Consider the following 15,918-nt stretch of genomic DNA (forward strand, 5'->3'; position numbering starts at 1 on the left):
TGGGTGCAATGTCTCTGGGTCTCGTGGTCTCGACGCTCGGCCGTGCCGAACCGCTCGAGCGTCTCCTGCGATCCCTCGCCCCCCAACTCCGAGCCGACGACCGCGTCGTCATCGTCGCGCAGGACCGCGTCGAGGAGGTCGAAGCGCTCGCGGACCGGTACCGCGGTGCCGGCACGGTCATCGATGTCACGACCTCCGAACGCGGAGCGTCCCGCGGTCGGAATGCCGGCGTGGCCGCGCTTCCCCCGGGTGATCGACTGCTTCACTTCCCGAACGACACCACCTGGTTTCCCGACGGGAGCGTCGATGCCATCCGCCGGGCGGCCGATGGCATCGCGGTGGGCGCGTTGACGGTCGCGGACGAGCACGGACCGAAGTTCCGGCTGCCGCCGGCGGGGACCCCCCTCGACCGCTGGAACGCCTGGAGCGTGATCGAGATGGGCCTCCTCATCCGCAGGTCGGTGTTCGACGAGGTCGGCGGGTTCGATCCCGACCTCGGTACCGGTGCGCCGAGTCCCTGGCAGGCCGGGGAGGCCACCGACCTGCTGCTCCGGCTGGCCGCGCTCCGGCCTGACCTCGCCGCGGGATTCCACTGGCTTCCACCCGACGTCGCTGTGGGCGGCGTGTCGGACCCCCAGGGGCTGTCCACGGCGGAACGGCGACGGAAGCTCCGAGCCTATGGCCGGGGCATGGGACGGGTGGTGGCGCGGCATCCGTACCCGTGGTGGTGGCGATTCGCGTTCGTGTCCGGCGGACTCGCGTTCGGACTGCGACACCGGTCCACCAACACCCCCGGCGACGGGTGGCCCGTCTTCCTCGGGCGATCCGAGGGCATACTCGGGCGGGCGTTCGGCGGGCCCACGACGGCGGTGACGAGATGACCGAGCCGATGCCGGGGCCGCTGCGCCTCCGCCGTGCTGCGCTCAGCCTCATCACGCTCCTCGGCGGCGTGTCGCTAGCCGTCATCCCCGCGGCGACCGTCTCGATCTCCTCGCGCCTCTTCACGGTCGACGAGCAGGGATTCCTGGCGGTCGCCGTGCTCGTCGCGACCTTCGCAGGTCAGCTCACATTCGCGGTCGTCGTGGAGTCCCGCCTGAGCTCCGCCGCGACCGAGCGTCGCGTCGTCTTCCCTCTCTGGCTCGCCGCCATCTCGGTCGTGACCGCCATCGTGCTCGCCGTCATCCCGCCGAACGCCGTCGCCCTCGCCGTCGGTCTGCCCATCCTGATCGCCGCTCTCGAGGTGGGTCGCGGGGTCTCGGTGGCAGAACGCCTCGATCGACGCGAGATCGTGGCGTCGGTGGCCGTCGGCGTGGGTGCACTGGTCGGAGTCCTCGCCGGATTCGCCGACCAGCAGTGGGCACTGATCCCGCTGGTCGTGGGCATCGCGGCGGCGACGTGCGTGCGCTGCATGCCCGTCACGCACCACGCGAGCCGCCCCGAGCCGGCCGTGATGGGGTGGGTCGTCGCCGACACCGCCATCACCGGCGCGGTGTATCCGCTCCTCAACGCGATGATCCTCGCGTTCCTCGGTCCGGCCGATGCGGTGCTGTTCACCTCCATCTCGACCGTGTCCGGCCTGCTCGCAATCCCGCTCAACTTCCTCCGCCTGCGGCTCCTCAAGGAGCACTCGCGCCTCGACATCGTCGTGTCCGCGGCATCCGTTGGGGCGGCCGTGGTCGCGTTGCTCGTGCTCGAGGTGACCGGGGTCTTCGGCTTCGTGTTCGGCACCGCCTGGACCGAGTCGGCGACCCTCGTGCCGCTCCTCCTCGCCTGCGCCTGGCGTGCGGCATCGCTGGCGACGACGATCCCGTTCGCGGCGCTTCGCCGCGCGGGCGAGGTGCGCCTGGTCACCGGCCTGCGCGCCGCGGTCTCGGTGCTGACCTTCGCCCTGGCCGCGATCGGCCTGTCGCTGCACAGCCTTCCCGCCGTGTTCCTCGGCCTCCTGGTGGCCGAGCTCGCCTCGGCGGTCGTGTACGAGGTGGCCCGCCGTCGGCGCCTCGCGCGCGGCATTCGCGAGGCCGCAGCGGTGGACGCGGGTGGTGACGCGTGAGGCGCGTGCTCGTCGACCTGCTGTTCTTCACCGGAACCAAGGGCGGCATGGAGTCCTACGTCCGGGAGGTCTACTCGCGGTTCTCCGTCGACGATCCCGAGTTCGAGTACGTCGGGTATGCATCGACCGAGCTCGCGGCGACCGACGTGTCGTGGTTCCCGGGACGCGTCATCGACTCCGGGATCAGCGGCGAGGATCGAGTGGCCTGGGCACGGGGCGAACTGCTCGCCGTCGCCCGGGCGGCCCGTCGCGAGCGCGCCGACCTCGTGCACTGCCCCGCGAACTTCGGGCCATGGCGGTCTCGCGTGCCGGTGGTCCTCACCGTCCACGACCTGCTCGCGTTCCGCCACCCCGAGTTCGTCCCCGGGGCCCATGCCCGTGCCCTCCGGTGGATGGTGAGGACGGCGGCGCGCTCCGCTGCGGCGCTCCTCACCGTCAGCGGCGCCTCGCGCGACGACCTCGTCGCGTGCCTCGGTGTCCCATCCCGGCGAATCACGGTGACGCCGCTCGCGGGTTCGCGACCGCTCGACACCACTGCGCCTCGCGCGCGCCGCGACGACCTGCTCCTGGCGGTGGGCAATCGGATGCCGCACAAGGGCTTCGAGACGCTCCTCGAGGCCCTCGCGCGGATACCCGTTCCCGATCGGCCACGTCTCACGATCACCGGTAGCCACGGTGACGACCCGCTCGCTCCGGTCGTCGAGCGTCTCGGCCTCGCGCGATTCGTCGACCTCCGCGGTTGGCTCTCCCGCGACGAGCTCGAGGCCCTCTACGGCGAGGCGACGGCGCTCGTCTTCCCCACGCGGTTCGAGGGCTTCGGACTCCCGCCGCTCGAGGCGATGTCCCGCGGCTGCCCTGTGATCGTCTCCGACCTTCCGGTCATGCACGAGGTCGCGGGCGAAGCGGCCCTCTACGTCGACCCGACCGATGCCGACGCCATCGCACGGGGCATCCGGGCGCTCCTCGAGGCGCCCGACGAGCGCGAGCAGATGTCGCGAGCCGGCCTGGCCCGGGCGGCCCGATTCTCGTGGGAGGCGACGGCGGAAGCCACCCGCGCGGCGCTGGTCCGGGTGTTCGAGGACGTGGAGGCTAGCGGCCGCTGATCGCCCGCCACCGGGCGACGAGTTCGTCGACGGACCGCCCGAGCGACCGCTCGCGTCGCTCGCGGTCGAACCACTCGGACGTGGATCGTCGGAGGACGGACCCGCCTCGGACGGCGCGGACGATGGCGTCGCCCAGGATCTCGGCGTCGACCGACGCGGCGACGTATCCGTTGACGCCGTCGACCACGAGTTCCGCCGCGGCGTTGTCCTCGCCGGCGACGACGACCGAGGGCGTCCCGTGCGACGCCGCCTCTGCGACCACGAGGCCGAACCCCTCCCTCGCGGACGGGTTCACGAGCACCGCCGCATCGGCGAGGAGCGCCTCGAGCTCCCCCTCTCCGACACGGCCGGCGAACCGGATCACGTCGGCGACGCCGGCCAGCTCGGCGGCCCGGCGCGCCGCCCCGGTCTCGGGGCCCGAGCCGGCGACGACGGCTTCGAGATCGGGCAGGACCGATCGCGCCGACGCGATCGCAGCCGGCAGCGAGGCCAGTCGCTTGTCGGGGATGTGCCGTCCGACGAAGAGCGCGGTCGGCGCTCCCTCGCGCCGCGCCGGCGCATACGATGGGTGGACCAGGTCGACGAGGCCGAGGACGATCGGATCCGCACGGCGGCGGTATCTGCGCAGCCGCGCTCCGGTGAAGCCGCTGTTGACCGTCTGGATGCGCCCGACGTGCACGCCGACGGACTGGAGCACGAATGCGATCGTCCCGACGCCGAGCCCGGAGTAGTCGCGCCACTTGCGCCACGACCAGATCTCGAGCCAGTCGGTCGCCACGACGGCGCGGCTCCCGAGCAGGGCGAGACGAACCGCGAACACGTTGAGCACCGGCAGCGCCGCGACCACGACGAGGTCGTAGCCCCGCCGGTGACGCACGAAGTGGCGGAACAGGGCGAGCGCGAACCCGACGGCGCTCGAGGTGGTGCGGGTGCCGTCGGCATCGGCGATCTCGCCGCTCCATACGCCGGCGACCGCGAACTCCGCGCCGGGGCCGGGCCTGCGACCCGTTCGAGTCACGTAGGTGACGCTGGCGCCGCGAGCGGCGAGCAGCTCGGCCATGCGTCGGTACACCCGTTCGCCACCGCCCGTGTCGATCGGGAAGAGGCAGTCGTAGGCGATCGCGACGCGCGGCTCGTGCCGTCGGGAATCAGCCACGGACCGGGGCCTCGACGTGGGGCGCCACCGCACGCGACGGGCGGTCGATCGCATCGCGGCGCGCGATCCGCTCTGTGGCGATGCCGACGAGCGCGATCAACGCGAGGGATGCGAGTCCGTAGCCCACCACGAGGGCGGGCCACCCGAGTGGCGGCTGCCATTGCGGCGCCGTCACCATCTCGGCCAACGGAGCCTTCGCGATGACGTACCGGACGAGGACCAGCGCGAAGGCGAGGACCCCGTACGACGCTATGAGCGACGTTGCGATCCACGCGGCGCGCGGAGCGAGGACCTGGACGGCCGGAGCATCCCGGCTCAGCAGCCATCCCGCGACGACGGTGATTCCCAGGTAGAGGAAGAGGCCGTACCGGCCCTGCCAGATGATGCCCGTCTGGTGCACGCTGTAGCCCTGCACGAGCGCGGGCACGAGCACCGCCGCGATCACCACGGTGATGAGCGAGAGCGCGCTTCGGCGGCGGATCGCGACGAAGGCGAGCAGCACCAGCAGCGCGAACGGCGCGATGACGAGCCAGTAGGTCCACACCGGCAACGGCGTGTCGAACCACCCGAAGTAGCCGATCGCCTGTTGGACGTAGTCGGGCGTCGTGCGGATCGTGTGCGCGAACCCCTGCAGGAAGGTGCCGTTGACGAGCGGCGCATCGGATGCCTCGGCCTGGTTCGAGAGGCTCCCGCCGGAGAGCGTCCAGCCGAGCGAGAAGAGCCCGCCGGCGGCGATGGCCGCCAGCCACCAGTAGGTCCGGCCGGTCGTGAAGAGCCGCTTCACCGGTACCCACCCGCTCACCAGGAAGCAGAGCGCGACGATGATGACGAGCCACAGCGGGCCGAGCGCCCTGGCGTTCACGAGCATGATCGACGCGAGGGTGACGCCGCTCCAGAGCGCGGTCCGTGAGAGTCCGGGGCGAGCGGCGCCGTCCTCGAATGTCTGCAGCAGCGTGAGCACCCCCGCCCAGACGGCGACGGCCGACGCGAACTCCACGCCGTTCGGATTGACGCCGCCGATCAGGTACATGCTCATCGGCGCTGCGGCGAACGCGACGCCGAGCGGCATCCATCGGGCGCCTCGGGCGGTCACTGCGGTGAGGAACGCCCACGCGAGGAATGCGGCGCCCAACAGGGAGCTCGCGATCCGCATCGAGTAGACCGCCGCATTGCCGTCGAAGATGAGGCTCGGCCACCCCACGAGGTAGTAGTAGATGGGGTTGTAGGCACCGACCCAGGTGTTGAACCAGTCCTGCCCGCCCTCATCCCCGAGCTCGATGCCGTTGCAGCCCGCAGGCACCCCGGGACGCGTTGCGAAGCACATCATGTGCGAGTGGTACTCGTCGCCCTCCGGCAGGTCGACCACGATGTGCTTCACCCCGGGCAGCGTGTACCCGATCACCTGGCCGCGAACCTGGGCGATGGCCTTCACGGCGTGGGCGTTCTCGTCCGGAACGCTGAACACGGGCGACGCGAGCGACCAGAGGATGCCGAGCAGCGCGAAGACCGCGAACGCCGACAGGAACGTGACGGAGGCCGATCCTCGTCGGGCCCGGGGGTCGCGGGCCTGCTCCTCGAGCACTGCGGTGTCGTCCGAGCCGCCGGGAAGTCCAGTCAACGTATCTCTTTCAGCTCTGCAGGGAGGGCGGCTGGGCCGCCGCTCCGCTGGCGACGAGGCACCGTTGCTGCATAGTCTACGAACTCCGCCGCTGGACGAATCCACTCGGCTCACTTCGCAGCGCTGACCCGATACCGCGAGCGAGGTCCCGTGTGCGACCATCGGGTGACGGAGATGAGGTGGCATGCGGCCGGACGATCGCTCGGAACCAATGTCGGGCTACTTGGGCTGGAAGGGATGGGGCGCCGACGGATTCGGAGTCCTCACGCGCGGAGACAAGGACTACTTCGCACGTGAGACGCGTGATCTCGGTCGACTCCACCCGCCGGCCTCGGTCCTCGAGATCGGCTACGGCAACGGGGCATTCCTCGCATTCTCCCGCTCCGTGGGCTGGAATGTCACCGGCACCGAACTGCTGCCCGAACTCGTGGAGCTCGCCCGCGCTGCCGGCTACCAGGCGTTCAGAGCCGACGAGCTCGATACCCTTCCCGACGGATCGTTCGATCTCGTCGCCGCGTTCGACGTGTTCGAGCACGTCCCTCCCGAGGCGAGTGTCGCCTTCCTCAGGTCGCTGTCCGCGAAGCTCGCGGAAGGCGGCGTGATCCTCCTGCGCTTCCCGAACGCGGACAGCTGGATCGGGAACCCGTTCCAGCACGGCGATGTGACGCACGTCAATGCGATCGGCGTCCTGAAACTCGAGTTCTACGCCGCGGAGGCCGGGCTCTCCATCCTTCGGATCCGAGGTGCGAGACGACGGGGCTTCCAGACCTCGGTCATCCATGGACTCCACGCTTGGACTGCCGGCGTGATCATCAAGTGCATCGGCGCGATCGCGAAGGCGCTGTACTTCCCCGACCTCCCCGTCGTGCTCTCGTCGTCGAACGTCGTCACCGTGCTGGGTCGCGCGGGCGACACGACCCTGGGCGAGCGACGTTTATCGAGGCGTGGCCGCTCCCGCACGCGAACGCGGCGGTAGCCCTTCCGAGACGCTCCTCGTCGCTTCGCTGAGGGCGGGTCCGGCCCTCAGGCCACCGTGCGGTGGAGCTCGACTGCGTCGTGATACGCGCTGATGTGGGCGTCCACGCATGCGTCCCAGGTGAAGCGAGCCGCGTGCTCGAGGCCCCGCCGGGCGAGGTCGTCGGATCGATCGAGCGCCTCGAGGATGCCCCGCGCGATGGCCCTCGGGTCCGTCGGGTCGAAGAGCACGGCGGCGTCGCCGCAGACCTCGGGTATCGAGCCGGCATCGGATGCCGCGACCGGACATCCAGACGCCATCGCCTCGAGCGGCGGAAGTCCGAATCCCTCGTACAGGCTGGGGAAGACCATCACGCTCGCGCGGCGATAGAGGTCGTGGAGTTCCTCAACGGGAACGAGCCCACGGACGTCCACCCATTCGGGAACCGGGCCGAGCGCATCGAGGTTCCCACCGGTCAGCACCAGGCGGAGCTCCGGCCACGTCTCCCGCACGATCCGCACGGCCTCGAAGAGCCTGGCGTGGTTCTTGTGCGGCCATCCTCGCGCCGGATAGAGGAGGAACGGCTCACGTCCGGAGAGCTGCGGCGAGAACGAGGCCGCGTCCACGCCGAGCGGGATGACCCGCACGCGATCGGGATGCACCCGCAGATGGCGCACGATGCTGTCGCGGGCGAATTCGCTGATGGTGATGACGAGGTCGGCGCGACGGGCGGGGATCTCGTACGCGAACACGCGGAACAGACGCTCGGCACGCGAGAAGAGGTGCGGCAGGTCCCGGTGCTGGACGTCGTGCACGGTCATGACCCGGGCTTGACCGCGAGCGGGGCGCGGCACCGGGATCGTGAACGGGTAGTGCACCACCTCCCGATCGTCCAGGCCGCGCCGGACGTGCCGCCCGGCCAACCTCGCCGCCGCGATTCCGACCAGCCGTCCGATGGTGGAGTCCCTCGCGACGACCGACGGCACCGCCTGCTCAGAGGCGAGCCCGGTGAATCCCGCGGCGTTGCCGGGGACGACCGCGATCAGCCCGACATCTCGTCGGTGCCCGAGGCCCAGGGACAGCTGCCGTGCGTAGGTCTCGCTGCCGCCCATTCCTCCGGGCACCAGGGAGAGCATCGAGAGCGCGACGCGAATCGCCATGGAAGCGGAGGCCGAGGGCGCTCCGTCGGATCCACCTTCGTGCACAGACATCCGCTCCAGCTTAGGCGAATCCGGTCCGGGGCACTGGTTGTGGGAGCATGGATGGTCCCCGCCCTCGACTTCGATCAGGACCCGAACCAGTGCCCTTCGACATCATGATGCCGTTCTACGGTCGATTCGATCATTTCCGCAGCGCCGTCGAGAGCGTCCTCGCGCAGAGCGACCCCGACTGGCGCCTCGTCGTGGTCGACGACGTCTACCCCGACCTGCGTCCGGGGCAATGGCTCGAGTCGCTTCAGGACGAACGCATCACGTACATCCGGAACACCGAGAACCTGCGGCCGAGTCGGAACTACAACAAGTGCATCGGCCTGATGCGGAGCGAGTTCGCCGTGATCATGGGTTGCGACGACGTGCTCCGCCCGAACTTCGTGTCGAGGGTGAAGGAGATCATCGCGGCACGACCCGACGCCGCGATCATCCAGCCGGGCGTCTCCGTCATCGACGAGAACGGGGCGCCGTCGAATCCGCTCGCGGATCGGGTGAAGTCGCTCTACCGTGCCAAGGGCAGCGGAACGCGCGCGCTGTCCGGGGAGCCGCTCGCGACGAGCCTGCTCCGAGGCAACTGGACGTACTTCCCGTCGCTGGTGTGGCGTGTCGACGAGCTCCGGTCGCGCACGTTCCGCACCGACCTCGACGTGGTGCAGGACCTCGCGATGCTCATGCAGATCACCATGGCGGGCGGCGTGCTCGTGCTCGATGACGTGGTGTGCTTCGAGTACCGCCGGCACTCGACTTCCGTCTCGGCGGTCACGGGCCCCGATGGCTCCAAGTTCAAGCAGGAGGCGACGCTCTTCCGCGAGACGGCTGCGGCGTGCACGGAGCTGGGTTGGCGGCGGGCGGCCACGGCGGCGAAGCACCACCTCACGTCGCGGCTGAACGCCGCCAGCGAGCTCCCCGCCGCACTCCGCGCCCGGAACTCCGCCGGCCGGCGCGCCCTCCTCCAGCACGTCTTCGGCTCCTAGTGGTGCGGCCCGGCGCGGCGAGCGCGATTGGTAGGATCGGACCATGACCTCCCGCCTCGAGCAGACGCTCATCGTGCTGCCCGCGCTCAATGAAGAGGCTTCGGTGGCCGACGTCGTGGCCGAGGTGCGCGAGAAGCTCCCCGGCGCGCGAATCGCCGTGATCGACGACGGTTCCAGCGACCGCACCGCCGACATCGCGCGCCGGGCCGGCGCCACGGTGATCGTGCTCCCGTTCAATCTCGGCGTGGGCGGCGCGATGCGCGCGGGTTTCAAGTACGCGCTCGCGCACGGCTTCCAGTACGTGGTCCAGGTGGATGCCGACGGCCAGCACGATCCGGCGAACGTGCCGCACCTGCTCGCCGCGCTCGACGATGCCGATGTCGTCCTCGGCGCGCGGTTTGCGGGCGAGGGGTCGTATGCCGTCCGCGGGCCGCGCCGATGGGCGATGTCGGTGCTCGCGTTTGCGCTGAGCCGGCTCGCGCACACCCGCCTCACCGACACCACCTCGGGATTCCGCGCCACCGGCCCGCGAGCGCTGGAGCTCTTCACGCGCACCTACCCGGCCGAGTACCTCGGTGACACGATCGAGTCGCTCGTGATCGCGCTGCGGGCCGGATGCACCGTGCGCCAGGTTCCCGTCGCCATGCGCGCGCGCACCGGCGGCGTCCCGTCGCACAATCCGCTGAAGTCCACCGCCTACCTCGGTCGGGCCGCGATGGCCCTCGTGATCGCGCTCCTGCGCCCTCGTGAATCCATGGGGGCGGCCGTGGTGAGCGCATGAGCGTCGCGACCTATCTCCTCGGGATCCTCGCAGCCCTGGTCACCCTCATCGTCGTCATCGAGATGCTGCGCCGGCGACGCCTGCGCGAGCGACACGCGGTGTGGTGGCTCATCGCCGGCGTCCTGGCCCTCATCATCGGCGTCTTCCCGCAGGTGCTGGTGTGGGCCGCCGGAGTGGTCGGGATCGAGATCCCGACCAACCTGATCTTCTTCCTGAGCCTGTTCATCCTCTTCCTCGTGAACATCCAGCACTCGGCCGAACTCACCCGGCTCGAGGACAAGGTGCGGGTGCTCGCCGAGGAATCCGCACTGCACGCCCTCCGGATCGACCAGCTCGAGGAGCGAGTTCAGAACGACCGCACCCGCTGAACGGCGTCGCCGGCGATTCAGCACGGTGCTCCCGACCGGCGGACGATCAGGGCGTCATGACGGCACGCCGGCCGTGCGCCCGCAGGCCAGACAGGTGCACGACCAGCCCGGCGCACGGGCCCGCCCAGAGCCCGACGACGGCGCGGACCTCCAACGGGAGGGGAAGCATGAGGGCGACGACCATCACCACCGCCGCGACCACCCAGCCGGCCGTGAAGAGCGCGTGACGCGACCGTGAGAGCACCAGTGGGCCGGTGACGCACAGCGCTCCTATCGCGGCCGCCGAGCCGACGATGCCGGCGAGCAACGCCCCGTTCAGCGCGAACTCCTCGCCGAAGACGAGCCGGAACACGGACTCCCCCCAGGCGAGCAGGACCAGCGAGATGACCGCCGCAGCTGCGGCGATCACGAGGATGAGCCGCGCGGCGTCACGGCCGGCAGCATCGCGATGCGTCTTGAACCGCACGATGAGGTAGCTCTGCAACGCGATGACGACCACCACGATCGGGGCACGGGTGAGGGTCACCGCGAAGACGATGGCCGCCAACTCGGCGGCCTGCGCGCCGCTCGTGGTCGCCCCGAGGATCAGCGGGAAGCCGCTGACCAGCACGCCCGTCGCGGCGGCACCGACGACCGTCTTCGCCGAGTTGGCCGCCAGCCGGCGCGGTGCCGCGTCGAGGTCGTATCGCGCGACCACGGAGCTCCTGGTGAACGGCCAGCTCAGGAGCGGCGCCGCCAGGAATGGGATGACCACGGCCCAGGCGATGAGCACCAGGTCGTCGGTGACCAGCATCGTCCCGATGACGAGCACCAGTCGCAGGATGCCGTCCATGATGATGAGTCCGGCGATGGGACGCCAGAGTCGAAGACCGTACAGCACGCCGGCGTAGACCGTCACGATGACATAGGAGGCGACGCCGAATGCGAGCGGCCAGACGAATGAGACCCACTCGGGTCCGAGCGCGCGTGACAGCCAGAGCGGTGAGGTCAGGATCACCGCGACGCCGACCGTCGCCGCCGCGACGAGGGCGAACCGTCGCGCATAGCTGCGATTCCGCGGCACGGGGGTCGCTGCGTCGAGCTCGACCGGATGCGCGCTGCGCGACACCTCCTGCTGGATACCGGATGCCGCACTGACGATCAGGTAGAGCGCCGACCAGAAGATCGCGAAGGACGCATAGGCGACGCCCCCGAGCAGCGGGCCCGCGAGCGCGGAGAGCACGTACCCGGCGCCTCCGCCGATCGCCGTGGCGAAGAGTACCCACGATGCGCCTGAGCGAGTGCCCTGCCCCTCAGACACCCGACCTCACAGGGTGCGCTCGATCCACTCCTGGAGCGCGGCGATGCCCCGCTCGACCGGCCATTCGGGGCGCCAGTCGAGATGTTCGAGCGTGTCGGAGATGTCGCAGGACGCGTGCCGCACGTCGCCGTCGCGGAAGGCGCCGTTCACGTGCGGCCGCGGAGCGCCGTGGTACTCCGCCAGCAGGGTGGCCAGCTCAAGGATGGACGTCCCGGTACCGGACCCGACGTCGTACCAACTGACGCCCGCGTCGGGCGGCGAGGTCACCACCGCGGCGACGGCCGAGGCGACGTCATCGATGTAGACGAAGTCACGCGTGATGAGGCCGTCCTCGTACACGGGGATCGATTCGCCGCGACGTGCCATCTGCGAGAAGAGCGAGACGATTCCGGTGTACGGGTTCGACAGCGACTGGCCGGGACCGTAGACGTTCTGGAACCGGAGCACGGTGAGCTTCGACTCGCGAGCCGCGGCCCATGCCGAGAGGATGTGCTCCTGGGCCAGCTTCGTGGCACCGTAGACGCTCGTGGGCGCCGGCCACGTGCGTGCCGCAGCACTCGGCAGGGATCGTGCGCCGGGAAAGTCCCATTCGCCGGATTCCAGCTGCGCGTGCGATCGCTGACCCGGGCGGAAGACCGTGCCGTCCTCCCGCTTCCATTCGCCTTCGCCGTACACGGCTCGGGAGCCGCTGAACACGAAGTGCGCCGGCACGTGTCCGGCGCGACCGAATCCGTCGAGCATCTCGGTCGTGCCCACGACATTCACGTTCGCGTGGCGACTGGCCTCGTGCAGCGACTGACCCGTGCCGGTCTCGGCAGCGAGGTGCAGCACCGTGTCGGGTCGCGTGTCGGCGACGATCGAGTCCCACGTCTCGGGCTGCGTGACGTCGGCGACGACGAGCTCCGCTTCGCGAGCGAGGTCGGATGGCCGAACGGCCTCTGCGTGCACCTGCGGGTGGAGGTTGTCGACGACGACCCAGCGGTCGGCGCGGTGGGCGAGCAACTGGGACATCCTCGTACCGATGAATCCGGCACCCCCGGTCACCAGGACGGTTCCCAACTCAGCCACGTGCACTCCCCTTCAGGACCTCGACAACCCCACGAGCCTAGCCGACGTCGAGATCGGGCTTCGCACCGGCGTCGGCGGCGGGCCTGGCCCGGCGCCCCCGGATCGCACGCACCCAGCCGAGGAATGATTCGTACCAGTACCGGACACCTCGCCCGGGACCCCAGTCTTTCAGTGCGAGGGCATGCTTCTCGACCGCGTGCCAGCTCACCCAGGCGCAGCCGGCAGCGATGGCGATGGTGATGGCGACCCAGGGCAGGTAGCCGAGCTTGTACAGCCCCAGCGCCGCGGTGCTCTGCTGCACGAGGAACCCGTAGACGTACATGCCGTACGAGTAGTCGTTCTTGGCACCGATCCACTGCATGGACTTCGGCAGCCGCGCCGCGAACCACAGCAGCACGTAGGCGAATGCGGGGTAGCCGATCACCGTCCAGCCGCCCGTGCGGAGGGTCGCGATGACGACCACCATGCTGAGCAGCGCGAGCCCGTCGTGGAAGACGATCTCCTTGGAGTACAGCGCGATGCAGGAACCGATGAGGAAGATGAGGCCCAGCTTCAGGGTGTAGCCGTCTCCGAAGTTCGGGAACACCTGTCCGGCTGTTCCCGGCGCGACGATGGAGACGATCTCCATGATGAAGTAGAAGACGGTCACCCCGACGACGACGAGCCGTGCACGCCGCAGGATTCCGAAGAGGACGAACAGGGCGATGATGAGGTAGCAGCCGAACTCGTAGACCAGGGTCCACAGTGATCCGTTGAACACGCTGCCATCGACGACCTGACCGTACGGAGTCTCGATGAAGATGTCGTGGATGCCCCACTGGCGCATCGTGAGGTCCGCGTTCGAAATGACGTACGCCACCGGGCCGCCCGGGCCGAACGTGAGGTACGAGCTCAGCGAGCGACCGCTGACGGTCCAGGCGATCGGCCCCACGATGGCGGCTCCGACGAGCAGCACGAGCCAGAAGGCGGGGAAGATCCTCAGCACTCGCCGCCAGAGGAACTGCACCACGTCGGAGTTGAGGCCGGACTTCGCGATCAGGTATCCGGAGATCGCGAAGAACCCGGCGACGGCGAATCCTCCGATCGACTCCTGGCCGCGCGACCAGCCGAGGCTCGGGTTCGGCCCGAATCCGCCGAGCGGGAACGCATGATCGAAGATGACCATCGTCGCGAGCACGAGGCGGATCACTCCGAGCGAGTTGCGGTGTCCGGCCAGCGCCTCGCTGATGGATCCTGGTGCTGCCCAGCGCACCTTCTCGGGGAGCAGTCCGGCGGTCTCGGTCGACGTCATAAGCAGCTTCCATTCGCCGGCGAACTGTCCATCGGCGCTGACGAAACGTGGGCGCAACTCACCCGCTCAGCGCACTCAGTCTACGGGAGCCGCGCAGCATGATCACTTCCCGACTCGCATCGGGAGGGATCGAGAACCGTTCGACGCCGAATGCGAGGATGAGCAGCGCGGATTGGCCTATCCTTGAGGTCGTTTGCGCGGATCGACTTTCGAGCGCGAGCGACTCGACTCTTCGCACCAGCGTCGGTCGGTACCCAGCCGTGCCGCGGCGAATCGAATGACGCGAGGCATCGGCGGACGATGGAGGACTCAGTGGCGAGCGGACCGTTCGAGCGTTCGATCTGGGTTCGGTTCGTCGTCGCCTGGGCATTCCTCTGCGCCGTGTGCACCCTTTGGGCCATCGCGACGCCGATCAGCGCCGCGCCGGATGAGCCGGCGCACCTGGTGAAGGCGGCCTCGGTCGTGCGAGGCCAGTTCGTCGGAGAGACGACCGGCTTCGGCGAGATCGTGCAGGTCCCGAACTCCATCGCGCGGTCCCACGCCAGGACCTGCTTCGCGTTCCACCCCGAGCGTCCGGCGGACTGCGAATTCGAACCGGGCGATCCCGACGAACTCGTCGACGCGCGCACCACGGCCGGCCTCTACAACCCGCTGTACTACCTCCTGGTCGGCTGGCCGTCATTGATCCTCGGTGACGACGCCGGCATCTACGCGATGCGATTCGCGAGCGCTCTGCTCACCTCGGGCCTCCTCGCGCTCAGCTTCATGGTGGTGGGCAGCTGGCCCCGTCGCGTGATCCCCATGCTCGGCCTGCTGGGCGCCGTCACGCCGATGGTGCTGTTCCTGGGCGGCGTCGTGAATCCGAGCGGTCCCGAGGTCGCAGGCACGCTCGCCGTCGTCGTCGGCATCGTGTCGATCTCGACAGGCCGGAACGTCGAGCAGCTCAGGGCGCACTGCATCGTCATCGCGGTCGGTGCGGTGGTGGCGTTGAACATGCGCGGGATCAGCCCGATGTGGCTTGCGGTCGGCATCCTCCTGCCCCTGGTGCTGCTCGGTTGGACACGGATGCGGAGCCTGCTCGCGACGACGCCCGTTCGCGTCGCGGCGATCGTCACCGCCGTCGCCGCCGCAGCGGCGGTGGCCTGGACCGTCGGAAGCAACTCGCTCGGCACGGGAATGGCCGACGACAAGGCCGATGCGATCTTCCCCGGCGTCGGCACCCACCCGTTCGCCGGCTTCGTCGAGATGGTGCTGCGGACGTTCGACTTCGCGCGCGGCGTGGTCGGAGAGTTCGGCTGGAACGACACGTCGGCGCCCGCCTTCTCCTACTTCCTCTGGTCAGCGCTGGTGGGAGGGCTCGTCGCGTTCGGATTGGCGGCACTGCGCGGACGACGCCTGCTGGTCCTTGTGGGCTTCGTGGGCGCCGGAGTACTCCTCCCCGCACTCGTCCAGGCCGTCTACGTGGCGGAAGGCGGGTACATCTGGCAGGGCCGTTACACCATGCCGGCGTTCGCCGCCCTCGTCATCGTGGCGGCCGCCCTGCTCGACGATGCGGTCGGGGAGCGATTCGAGGCCTGGTCGGCGCGTCGCCTCTTCGCGATCGTCGCCGCGGCGTGGGCGTTCGCGCAGCTCGATGCGTTCATCCACGTACTGCGCCGGTACGCGGCAGGGTGGCCCAGCCACTGGAGCGAACTCGTCCGCGCCCCCGCCTGGGCTCCGCCGGGCGGCACTCTCGCTTCGCCGCTCATTTTCGCGGCGACCGTGGCTGCCCTCGCTCTCTGGATCTGGTGGAATACCCGGCCGGCGACCGACCAACACCGGGGCAGCGCACCGCCGACGGCAGCAGGCCCCACTGAGGAAGCCGGATCCTCGCACCATGCGAGCCGCTGATCCGACCGGCCATGAGCGTGGTCTTTCAGCGGCGGATCCCTTCGTTAGAATCCCGTGACACCACCTGAAGGGAGAACGATCATCGATCGATGGTCCACTTGGTGCGGCAGAACGCCGTCACCGATGAGCGCGCCGTATCCGACGCCTCGATCG

14 protein-coding genes are annotated in these 15,918 nt (G+C 69.7%); 8 read left to right on the forward strand and 6 right to left on the reverse strand.

Annotation, left to right across the window (positions count from 1 at the left end):
• The first annotated feature begins 8 nt into the window (after window positions 1-8).
• Genes J2X63_RS01585 through J2X63_RS01595 form a run of 3 tightly spaced genes read left to right on the forward strand, consistent with a single transcriptional unit; the run spans window position 9 to window position 3,153 of the window.
• Window positions 9-881 carry a glycosyltransferase family 2 protein gene (locus tag J2X63_RS01585; RefSeq protein ID WP_396133098.1) on the forward strand — a complete coding sequence of 291 codons (873 nt, stop codon included), beginning with the start codon at window positions 9-11 and terminating at the stop codon, window positions 879-881.
• On the forward strand, window positions 878-2,050 hold the full coding sequence (locus tag J2X63_RS01590; RefSeq protein WP_309973199.1) for a hypothetical protein: 1,173 nt from the start codon (window positions 878-880) through the stop codon (window positions 2,048-2,050). The genes J2X63_RS01585 and J2X63_RS01590 overlap by 4 nt, the downstream gene beginning before the upstream one ends.
• On the forward strand, window positions 2,047-3,153 hold the full coding sequence (locus J2X63_RS01595) for a glycosyltransferase family 1 protein (protein WP_309973202.1): 1,107 nt from the start codon (window positions 2,047-2,049) through the stop codon (window positions 3,151-3,153). The genes J2X63_RS01590 and J2X63_RS01595 overlap by 4 nt, the downstream gene beginning before the upstream one ends.
• Here J2X63_RS01595 and J2X63_RS01600 read toward each other — a convergent pair.
• Window positions 3,140-4,309 carry a glycosyltransferase family 4 protein gene (locus tag J2X63_RS01600; protein WP_309973204.1) on the reverse strand — a complete coding sequence of 390 codons (1,170 nt, stop codon included), beginning with the start codon at window positions 4,307-4,309 and terminating at the stop codon, window positions 3,140-3,142. The genes J2X63_RS01595 and J2X63_RS01600 overlap by 14 nt on opposite strands.
• Window positions 4,302-5,927, reverse strand: a complete 1,626-nt coding sequence (locus J2X63_RS01605) for a DUF2142 domain-containing protein (protein ID WP_309973206.1) — start codon at window positions 5,925-5,927, stop codon at window positions 4,302-4,304. The genes J2X63_RS01600 and J2X63_RS01605 overlap by 8 nt, the downstream gene beginning before the upstream one ends.
• 211 nt (window positions 5,928-6,138) lie before the next feature.
• On the opposite strand from J2X63_RS01605, the gene J2X63_RS01610 reads away from it, so the two are divergent.
• On the forward strand, window positions 6,139-6,903 hold the full coding sequence (locus J2X63_RS01610; protein ID WP_309973208.1) for a class I SAM-dependent methyltransferase: 765 nt from the start codon (window positions 6,139-6,141) through the stop codon (window positions 6,901-6,903).
• Window positions 6,904-6,950: 47 nt separating this feature from the next.
• Here the strand turns inward: J2X63_RS01610 and J2X63_RS01615 are convergent, their stop codons facing one another.
• Window positions 6,951-8,042: a glycosyltransferase family 1 protein gene (locus J2X63_RS01615; RefSeq protein WP_309973212.1), complete on the reverse strand. Its 1,092-nt coding sequence runs from the start codon at window positions 8,040-8,042 to the stop codon at window positions 6,951-6,953.
• A gap of 140 nt (window positions 8,043-8,182) precedes the next feature.
• Between J2X63_RS01615 and J2X63_RS01620 the strand changes: the two genes are divergently transcribed.
• The 3 genes from J2X63_RS01620 to J2X63_RS01630 are packed head-to-tail and all read left to right on the forward strand — an operon-like array spanning window position 8,183 to window position 10,216.
• Window positions 8,183-9,067: a glycosyltransferase gene (locus J2X63_RS01620; RefSeq protein ID WP_309973214.1), complete on the forward strand. Its 885-nt coding sequence runs from the start codon at window positions 8,183-8,185 to the stop codon at window positions 9,065-9,067.
• Between the two features lie 43 nt (window positions 9,068-9,110).
• Window positions 9,111-9,848 carry a glycosyltransferase family 2 protein gene (locus J2X63_RS01625; protein ID WP_309973216.1) on the forward strand — a complete coding sequence of 246 codons (738 nt, stop codon included), beginning with the start codon at window positions 9,111-9,113 and terminating at the stop codon, window positions 9,846-9,848.
• Window positions 9,845-10,216 carry a DUF2304 domain-containing protein gene (locus J2X63_RS01630; protein ID WP_309973219.1) on the forward strand — a complete coding sequence of 124 codons (372 nt, stop codon included), beginning with the start codon at window positions 9,845-9,847 and terminating at the stop codon, window positions 10,214-10,216. Before J2X63_RS01625 ends, J2X63_RS01630 begins: the two co-directional genes overlap by 4 nt.
• A gap of 46 nt (window positions 10,217-10,262) precedes the next feature.
• On the opposite strand, the gene J2X63_RS01635 is transcribed toward J2X63_RS01630, so the two are convergent.
• Genes J2X63_RS01635 through J2X63_RS01645 form a run of 3 tightly spaced genes read right to left on the reverse strand, consistent with a single transcriptional unit; the run spans window position 10,263 to window position 13,875 of the window.
• Window positions 10,263-11,516 carry a hypothetical protein gene (locus J2X63_RS01635; RefSeq protein WP_309973221.1) on the reverse strand — a complete coding sequence of 418 codons (1,254 nt, stop codon included), beginning with the start codon at window positions 11,514-11,516 and terminating at the stop codon, window positions 10,263-10,265.
• A 6-nt stretch (window positions 11,517-11,522) separates the two neighbouring features.
• Window positions 11,523-12,584: an NAD-dependent epimerase/dehydratase family protein gene (locus J2X63_RS01640; protein ID WP_309973223.1), complete on the reverse strand. Its 1,062-nt coding sequence runs from the start codon at window positions 12,582-12,584 to the stop codon at window positions 11,523-11,525.
• Between the two features lie 37 nt (window positions 12,585-12,621).
• On the reverse strand, window positions 12,622-13,875 hold the full coding sequence (locus J2X63_RS01645) for an acyltransferase (protein ID WP_309973225.1): 1,254 nt from the start codon (window positions 13,873-13,875) through the stop codon (window positions 12,622-12,624).
• A gap of 300 nt (window positions 13,876-14,175) precedes the next feature.
• On the opposite strand from J2X63_RS01645, the gene J2X63_RS01650 reads away from it, so the two are divergent.
• Window positions 14,176-15,765 (forward strand): DUF2142 domain-containing protein, encoded by a 1,590-nt coding sequence (locus J2X63_RS01650; protein WP_309973227.1) that lies wholly within the window; start codon window positions 14,176-14,178, stop codon window positions 15,763-15,765.
• The last annotated feature ends 153 nt before the right edge of the window (window positions 15,766-15,918 follow it).

Origin of the sequence: Agromyces sp. 3263, from assembly GCF_031456545.1 — a bacterium.
GTDB lineage: Bacteria > Actinomycetota > Actinomycetes > Actinomycetales > Microbacteriaceae > Agromyces.

What these genes read in the sequence shown, in the direction of transcription:
- J2X63_RS01585 (WP_396133098.1), top strand. Translation starts at nt 9, where the DNA reads ATGTCTCTGGGTCTCGTGGTCTCGACGCTCGGCCGTGCCGAACCGCTC.
- J2X63_RS01630 (WP_309973219.1), top strand. Translation starts at nt 9,845, where the DNA reads ATGAGCGTCGCGACCTATCTCCTCGGGATCCTCGCAGCCCTGGTCACC.
- J2X63_RS01650 (WP_309973227.1), top strand. Translation starts at nt 14,176, where the DNA reads ATGGAGGACTCAGTGGCGAGCGGACCGTTCGAGCGTTCGATCTGGGTT.
- J2X63_RS01645 (WP_309973225.1), bottom strand. Translation starts at nt 13,875, where the DNA reads ATGACGTCGACCGAGACCGCCGGACTGCTCCCCGAGAAGGTGCGCTGG.
- J2X63_RS01615 (WP_309973212.1), bottom strand. Translation starts at nt 8,042, where the DNA reads ATGGCGATTCGCGTCGCGCTCTCGATGCTCTCCCTGGTGCCCGGAGGA.
- J2X63_RS01590 (WP_309973199.1), top strand. Translation starts at nt 878, where the DNA reads ATGACCGAGCCGATGCCGGGGCCGCTGCGCCTCCGCCGTGCTGCGCTC.
- J2X63_RS01625 (WP_309973216.1), top strand. Translation starts at nt 9,111, where the DNA reads ATGACCTCCCGCCTCGAGCAGACGCTCATCGTGCTGCCCGCGCTCAAT.
- J2X63_RS01610 (WP_309973208.1), top strand. Translation starts at nt 6,139, where the DNA reads ATGTCGGGCTACTTGGGCTGGAAGGGATGGGGCGCCGACGGATTCGGA.